The sequence below is a fragment of the Xanthocytophaga agilis genome (genome assembly GCF_030068605.1).
Taxonomy (GTDB): domain Bacteria; phylum Bacteroidota; class Bacteroidia; order Cytophagales; family 172606-1; genus Xanthocytophaga; species Xanthocytophaga agilis.
The window spans coordinates 1-9,023 of sequence record NZ_JASJOU010000035.1; the positions used below are offsets into that span (position 1 = coordinate 1).

Here is a 9,023-nt window from a genome sequence, read left to right on the forward strand (position 1 = left end):
AATATTTCCAATATCAACAATACAGGGTCTGCTCTGAATATGTTGTATGGGATAGGCACTAACAACACCAATATCAGTATTGCTTCAGCCCGCACTTTGTATTGGGTAGGCAACAGTGGAAGCTGGAATCAGGCTTCTCACTGGAGTTTAACTTCAGGAGGTACAGGAGGAGAATGTGTACCAACTGGACTGGATAATGTAATTTTTGATGCCAACTCCTTTACCACCACAGGACGTACACTAACACTGACCACAGGGGCAACTTGTAATGCAATGAGTTGGGCAAGTGTGGCCAATAATCCTACCTTGAATATGGCAGTAGATCTGACAGTGAAAGGAAACAGTCTGATCTTAGCCAACACCATGAGTGTGAGTGGAAGTGGAAAGATGATTTTGGATAATATCTCAGATGTGAATGTGGATCTGGGTACAGGAGCTAAATCAATTGCAGGAGGGCTTACATTCCCAGCCAGCACCAGCCGAATAATTACCATTGCAACAGGCAATGGAGCAGTTACTCACTCGTTAGGATTGTTAAGTGGAGCTACCAATGCCACACTGAATATCACAGGTAGTTCAACAAAGAGTTATGGGACATTGAGCCTGGGTACAGTAGGGGGTAGTTGGGCAGGGAATAACCTGATTGCGAATGGAACAATCACAGGTACATTGGGTGCAGGATTAACTTTGAACAATGTGACCTTTAATGGTACACAGACTTTGAATGGACGATATACTTTCACAGGTGCCACCACTATGAATGGAGGAAGTCTGTTATTTGGTGGCAGTGGAAATAATACGTTTTCAGCGGTAACTGTCAATGCTGGAAATGTCAGCTTTGCTAATACAGGAAACAATAGCTTTGCTTCTGTCAGTTTGAATGGGACAAACGATGTTACATGGAAATTTAATCCTTCAGGTAGCGGTACAAACACAATTACAGGAGCCTTTACTTCCACTCCTGGTTGTGGAGACATAACTGTTGGGTCTTCTACTTCTGGTAGTCAGGCAAGAGTAGTTTTGTCCAGTGCTCAGGCATTGAATGGAGCAACTATACAAGATATCCAGAATAGTACTTCAAACTTGACTGCTAATAATGGTGTTAATAATGGAAATAATACTGGTATTACTTTTAGTTTTGGTGCTTCTCCTGCCCGTACTTTATACTGGGTTGGCGGAACCGGAAACTGGAGTGATCCCAATCACTGGAGTTTAGCTCCTGGTGGAACAGGTGGACAGTGTATTCCTACTATCAATGATGATGTAAATTTTACTACGGGTTCGTTCACTGCGACTGGCCAGATAGTAACAATTGATATAGATGCAGTGTGCCGGTCTATGAACTGGACAGGTGCAACCAACACACCTACTCTTGCCGGAGCTGCTGCTCGTACGTTAACTATTGCGGGTAACCTGACTATGATTACAGGTATGACTCAGACAGGTACTGGAAGTACCTTCCTTGGGAAAGTAGTTTTTGTTGCAACATCTACAGGTAGAACTATCAATTCAGGTGGAAAAACATTAGCAGATGTTGATTTTAATGGGCAAGGTGGTGCTTGGGCTTTGAATTCCAATACTTTTATAGTATTGAATACGTTAAATTTGATTGCTGGAACATTGGACGCAACCACAAGAAGTATCACTGCAGGTACGTTAACAGTAAACAATGCTTCTGATTTGCCACGCACTTTAAGTTTGGGAAGTTCAACAGGACATATAATAAATGGGACAGGAACCGTACTAGATCTGCAAGGCAATAGCTCTAATTTCACATTGAATCCTGGAACTTCTACTATTACCTTATCCAATGCTGGACCTATAATAATTGAGGCAGGAACAGAGAGTAAAACCCTACCAAATTTAGTATTTAACAGTTCCAAAGATATAACGATTAAAACTTCCACTAGTATTACAACAGAACGAATTACTTTTGGAAATATTAATGTTAGTAATAATACTGACCATAGTTTCATAGTAGATGGTGTAGCTCCAAAATCATATGGTAACATTACTATTAATGGAAGTAACAATGTGATAACCTTTAATGGTAGTAGTTCTGCTTCACCAAATAATAATATCTTCTCTGCCGTTACTTTTACAGCTGGACGTACGGGTACAGTTGCTACTTTTAATGGAACAAATACGTTTAATGGAGCAGTCGATTTAAATACTGGAACCGGTCGGGCTAATGATATTGAATTTACAGGTACCAACTTGTTTTCCAGTACATTTACTGCCAATTTAGCAAATACAGGGGGGGCTGAATTACAGTTTGCTTCTACAGGTGGAACTACTTCCTTTACAGGTGCGGTTTCTCTGAATCCCTCAAATAATGCTAACGTAGATATTATATTCAATAATGCTACTAGCTTTTCTTCTAGTTTGACAATTGGAAATACTAGTAATACTACTTTCCAAGGTACAGGTAACAATACATTTGCAAGTGTAATTGTTAATTCTTCTAGCAATTTTATACTTAATAATAATGGAAATAGCACTTTCGCATCTGCTACCATCAACAGCTTGACAGGTAACGGTGTGAACTGGGATTTTCGTAGTGCAAGGCTGGCTACATTCTCAGGAGATATGAATATATACACCATATGTACTTCTCCTGTGACAGTGGGGGCAACAACAGCAGGTTCCCGGGCAAATGTAAATTTCTCAGCAGTACAATATTTTGATAATGCGGTGCTGGTTCAGGATATCAATGCCAATGGTTCTACAATCAATGCTTATTACACTACTATACCGCCATCACCTAATAACGTAAATGTTATTTATAACAATAACGTTACAACTCAACGTACGTTATATTGGGTTGGTGGTACATCTAACTGGGGCAACCCATTATCATGGTCAACAAGCTCAGGTGGTTCTGGTGGGGCATGTATCCCAACAGCTGCAGATGATGTGATTTTCGATTTGAATTCATTCAGTGCTACAGGCCAGACTGCAAGTGTTGACATTACTGCTCCCTTGGCAGCTTGTCGGAATATGACCTGGACAGGTGGTGTCACTGCTAAAGCTCCTACTATGGATTTTGCTAGTAATCAATTAGAGATAAACGGTAATTTGACATTAGCTGCCGGAATGGCAATGAGTGGAAATAATACTGCTGCTCTTGTACATTTTACAACCAATGGAGCAACAAATACATCCACAACAAGAACTATTACAGTACCTACCGGTACAACAGCTGCTTTACCAGCTGCTCTTTTCAATAGCCCAGGTGTAACCTGGACTATCTCAGGTGCCGGATCATTTATTGTTAGTGGTGAATTAGGATTGCAGTCTGGTACATTAAATACAAATAGTGTCGCAGTGTCTGCTGGTTACTTAAATGCTGATAAATCATCTGGAACTTTTGCAGACCGTGTTTTGGACATTAAAAACTCTGCTATAAGTATTACAGGTAGTAGCGCAAATGGATTTAGCAGAGGGCTGGACTTTACAGGTGATAAATTTACATTTGTGACTCCGGGAGCTACATCTTCCATCACTTTTGCAAGTACTAATGGATGGGTTGAAGCATATTTGGGAGATAATACAACCTGGGGTACAAATCCGGGTTCTCCACGTACTACTGGAACATTAAGAACAATGCCTGACATTATCCTTCAAAGTACAGATGTTGATATTCATACGGCAGATTATAATGTGACAGATGGTGTTGCTAACCGCACAACTTTCCGTAAAGTTACCAATGTAAATGGAGGCCAGTTTTTTATTGATGGAACTTGTCCGCAGACATATAGTACAATATCGGTTGCCAGTGGCTTGAGTGCTAATGCTGCAGATCAGCGCCGTATTGTAGGATCTTCACAGCCTTCTCCTAATAACAATATCTTTACTGGTACAGTGACATTTGGTAGTGATTGTGGATTCAGATTTGAAGGCGATAATATATTCCAGCAGAATTTTACTGTGGCCCAGACATCAGATGCAAATAATGCATTTGTATTTACAGAAGCTAACGTATTTAATGGTGTAGTTGATATTACGGGTTTAAATGTAAACAGGGTAACACCTACAGTACATTTTGGTGCCAATGGTGGGGCTACTACATTTAACAGAGATGTTAATTTCCACGGTACTTCTGTCATCTATCGGGTAAGTGGAGCTGCAACCTTAGCTGCTTCACGTACAATGACATTTGATAATGAAAGTATTGGTTGGTTTGTTGGAGGAAATCAAACCAATGTTGCCAATGAACCAATACCAGGACCAGGAGCTTATACATTCTCCGGTAATCTTGTTTTAAACCAACAAGCCAGAACAACATTTTATAATTCAACACCTAACAGTTACACCAATGTAACGTTGAATGATTATAGTATCTTTGAGTTTACCTCTTTAGCAACTTCTACTGTTACTGGTACCTTTAGTGCTTCAGGAAACTGTAACATCTGGAGACAAATTAATGCAAGTATTCCAGGTGATCTTGCTGACATTACATTCAATAGTAATCAAGCTTGGAATTATGTATTAGCGCGTGACCTAAATGTACTTGGACCAAGAACAGTCACTGCAAATAATAGTACCAATGTTGGAAATAGTTGTTCCACAACATATATGTCATTTACTTCTATTCCAACAACAGGAACTCTGGTTTGGGTAGGAGGAGATGCAACCAATTTAAGTGGAAACAGTCGATGGAGCGATCCTCGTAACTGGTCATCTTTACCTTTGACTACCGCGTCTAGAAGAAATGGAGGTAGTTGTATTCCTAGTAGTTTGAACGACGTGTTGTTTGATAATAATTCGTTTAGTAATAAGGCACAATCTGGCTCTAAATATTATGATAGGGTTATTATAGATATTCCTGCTGCTACCTGTGCTGACATGACATGGGCAACAAACATCCGACAAGGATCTATCCTGATTTCAGATGCTACTACCAATGAAATTTGGGTACATGGTGACTTAACATTGGAACCAAAGATGGATAATAGGTTCCAAGGGTTGTTTTCTTTCCGTTATCCAATTTCACAAGGTAATGTAGAACAGATTATTGATGCCGATGGTCAAGGTGGAGGACCAATAACTGAATTTAAAGGTCCTATAGAAGTAAACTCTGTAGGCGCCACATATAGGTTACAGAGTGATATTATTGTTAATGCCGCTGATTTAGGTGGTGTAAGGAGAGGAAATGTTTCATTGTTGAATGGTAATTTAAAAGCTAATGGACATGATATAAACCTGAGTGGTAACTGGATTATTGCTCCTCCTACAAATCCAAACCCACAAAGTATGTTCTACCACAATGGTGGAAATACAGTTACTTTTGACGGACAGGATGCTGTAAATGGCGCACAAAACATTGTAGCCGCTACTAGTCCATTCTGGAACCTTGTAATCAACAGAGGTTCCAAGCCATCACCAACAGATATAAATAATGGTAGTGTTAGCAATGCCTTCCGCTGGGTAGTTATTCAAAATAAGAGAGGTAGTGGAGGTAATCCTGGTACTACTGTAAATAGTAACCAACCATTTAATAGTGGTATTACTGTAGATAACGATTTGTCTGTTTCTCAAGGTGGTCTATTTGATAATGGTTTCCAGATTATTGGAAATGCTACAGGTAGTTTGGATATTAGTAACTTTGGAGTATTAAGTTTAGGAACAGCAACTCCATGGTCTGGAAATAACAACAATGCTCCTTTAACTACAGTGTTCCCTACTAACTATATTGCTGCTAATATCTTCCTTACTTCTGGAAGTACAGTATCCTATAGTTCTCATGGTCATCAGGATATAAGTGCATTACCAGTCTATGGTAACTTATATTTCCGAAATGCAAATGGAGGAGGAGGTCCTCTAAGTTCAAGTCAAAGAAAACGTTTGGCATTGGGAACGCTGCAAATAATGGGAGATTTGACATTGGAACAAGGAATCAATTTGATTGATAATGGCTTCCAGATTACTGGTAACAACTCTGGAATATTGACTCTTGGATCTAACTCTGTTTTAACTTTGGGTTCCGGAGCAATGGCTGTGGCTACGACTACTGGAACAGGATACAATGCAACTGCAAATAATACAGGCAAAACAACTGTAGGTAATAGTGCCACTCAGTTTCCACTAAACTTTACAGATGCAAATCTAAATTTGGATGCCAATAGCTATGTCATTTACAATGCTGCTGCTAATCAAAGTGTCAGAGGTTTAAGTTCTGCTACTGCCTCTCAGCAGTATGGTAACTTGATTATTCAGAACCCAACAGTGACTTCACCAGTAATGGTACATAAAACCCTTACTGCTGCTACAACAGTACGAGGATCACTCACTATCAATCCAAATAGTAACTTTATTGATAATGGAAGACAAATTACAGGTACTAGTGGACAAATCTTCAGAATGTCTGTTTCGGATGCAATCCAGGATTTGACAGCTCAAAATGCTACAACTACCTCAACGGTGGCTGGTACATCTCAATTAGTTTTAGGGAGTACAACTGTCGCTACTACTTTCCCTGCAAATTATGTGAATGCAGATCTGAATTTTGATGCAGGTACAACAATTGTGTATAATGCAGGAGTAGCACAAACTGTGAAAGGTTTAAGTTCTGCTACAGCTTCTCAGCAATATGGCAACCTGGTATTGACCAATCCAGTAGCCAGTTCGCCAAAAGTAGTGTCTAAAACACTGGATGCCAGAATTACGGTTCGGAGTAAGCTAGTCATTAATCCAAATAATAACCTGATTGATAATGCCTTCCAGATTGCAGGTACTAGCGGAACTGATAATTTTATGATGCGAAATGCAACATTGGCTCCTAATCCAGTAAATGGTGATGCATTAACGAATGGAGTTAAAATAGGTACTAGTGGAGAAAGTAGAATCACCTTAGGAAATGCTACTGCTACTGTAACCACATTCCCAACAGGATATGGTATGACTAATGCTGATGTGAATTTTGAGCTAGGTACAACGGTAGTGTATAATGCCGCTGCTGCTCAACAAGTAGCTGGGTTACAAGGTAGCACTACTACAGCCCGTTATGCTAATTTAATTCTAACTAATCCCGCAAATACACCTCCTGCTGCTACTATTGTATTCCCGGTTGTAAAGACGCTGCAAAGCAGATCGGTTACAGTTCGAGGTAACTTAACTATTAACCCAAATAATACATTAGCAGATGGTGGTTTTCAGATTACAGGAACTTCAGGAAGTACCTTTAGTATGTTTAAGACTATATTGACTCAAACTGCTATTCCAGAAACAGGTATCACTACTGGAACTACTGGAGAAAGCCGCTTTGTGATAAGTAGTAATGCTACTAGTACTGCCAAAACATTCCCTGGCGGGTTTCGTACCGGTGATGGAACTGTAACTTATCCATCTGATGTAAACTTTGAGGCAGGTACAACGGTAATATATAATTCTACTAATGCCCAGCTTATTCAGGGACTAGGAGGTACAGGTACCACAACATATGCAAATCTTGTATTGACAAATGGTAGTAATACTGGTGTTTCATTGGTAAGTAAAACATTACAATCTAATGGAACGTTATCTCCAGGAACACGTGTACGTGGTGATCTGATTATCAATCCAAATAACAATTTTATTGATAATGGATTTCAGATTAGCGGAGTAGCAGGACAGACGTTTACTATGAACAATACAACTAAGTCTGTAAATTATAACAGGGCTGTTACAAGTAATGCTTCTGTAATTGGAGCTACTGGAGAAAGTCGTCTGACATTGGGCACAGCCACAACTGCTACAACATTCCCAACCGGATTTGTAACAATAAATGATAATGATATCAATTTTGAGTTAGGTACAACTGTTGTATATAATGCAGGTTTAGCTCAGCCAGTACAAGGGATTTTCAATAATACCCAGATTTCCAATGCTAACTATGCAAATATTTCTTTTGTCAATCCTGCTGCAGCTGGTTCTGTAACAAAAACCTTTACTAACACTGCCCGTGTAAGACAAAACCTCACAATTGGTGGTCCGGATGCAGTTAATACTGTAGGTGTAACTAACCTGGTAGATATGAGTACTTCAAACTACAAAATCTATTTGGGAGGAAACTGGTATCACCATCCAAACAATAATTTTAATGCACGTGCAGGAGAAGTGGAGATGGAAGGTACGACTCCACAAACTATCACTACACGAAGCGTTCAAAATTATACAAGTGAAGCTGGAACACAGGATTTTTATAATCTGACAGTTAATAACACAACAGCAATTCCAGCAGTAGCGGTGACATTAGGCTCGAATGTTGGGATATCTAATCAGATGAACTTCCTGCAAGGTTTAGTTCGTAGTAATGATCTGATCGCCCTTAATTCATCACCGACAAGTCAAGTCTTGATTGTTCGGGATAATGCTAACGTGATAAATGCAAGTGATGCCAGTTTTGTGATTGGTGCAGTACGGAAGGTAGGTCGGGTTTCTTCAGGGACATTCTATTTTCCGATTGGGCACCTGCTGAATGGTTCAACACCCTATTATCGTCCAAGTGGGATTTCAGGAATGACAAGTGCAACAACTCCATTCATCAGTCAATTTTATTATTCTAATCCAACAGCTTCTGGTTTTAATATTGTAGCTGTGCAAACAACAACAGTAGGTGTTTCCAATCCTATTCGTAATGCAAGTGCTAAAGAGTTTTGGATGGTAAATCGGGAAAATGGAGCAACTGGAAATGCTTATGTGACATTGACATGGCGAAATCCTGAATCTGGAGGTGTAGGAACCAATGGTATCGCAAGTAATTATCTGGGCTTACGAGTATCTCGGTGGGATGGGACAAAATGGCAAAATCTGGGTGCGACCGGATTTACAGACCATCCATCTTTAGGAACTGTTGGAAACACTGAGGGGGCATTGAGATCTCAATATAATGTAACAGGTGCAACAGGTATGGTAAACAATTTCAGTCCATTTACTTTAGCAACTGAGATAGATTATAATCCTCTTCCGGTAACCTTACTTGATTTTACAGGCAAAGCCGTTGACCAACAGGTGAATCTGAACTGGCAAACTGCCTCAGAAGT

At 39.8% G+C, this 9,023-nt stretch carries 1 protein-coding gene; it reads left to right on the forward strand.

Annotation, left to right across the window (positions count from 1 at the left end):
* Nucleotides 1–9,023 (forward strand): beta strand repeat-containing protein (locus tag QNI22_RS40015; protein WP_314520278.1); only part of this gene is annotated, 9,023 nt, incomplete at both ends.